At 66.1% G+C, this 336-nt stretch carries 1 pseudogene; it reads right to left on the bottom strand.

The annotated features are described in order from the left end of the window. Window positions 1–336: pseudogene (locus VC35_RS28215) on the bottom strand (urocanate hydratase); the annotation flags it as partial.

Below are 336 nucleotides of genomic sequence, written 5' to 3'. Positions count from 1 at the left end.
ACGAGCGATACGCTCGGCCGCTTCGTCAGTCCCGTCGCAGACAATCACCATGCCCGAGTGCTGGGAGAAGCCCATGCCAACGCCGCCGCCGTGGTGCAGGGAAACCCAGGTCGCGCCGCTCGCTGTGTTGAGCAGAGCGTTGAGCAGTGGCCAGTCGGAGACGGCGTCGGAACCGTCCTGCATCGATTCGGTTTCGCGGTTAGGGCTGGCCACCGAACCGGAGTCCAGGTGGTCGCGGCCGATCACGATGGGCGCGGACAATTCGCCGCTGCGCACCATTTCGTTGAACGCCAGACCGAGCTTGGCGCGCAGGCCCAGGCCAACCCAGCAGATACG

This window comes from Pseudomonas fluorescens (assembly GCF_000967965.1).
Classification (GTDB): domain Bacteria; phylum Pseudomonadota; class Gammaproteobacteria; order Pseudomonadales; family Pseudomonadaceae; genus Aquipseudomonas; species Aquipseudomonas grandcourensis.
This window is presented reverse-complemented; position numbering and strand designations above follow the sequence as displayed.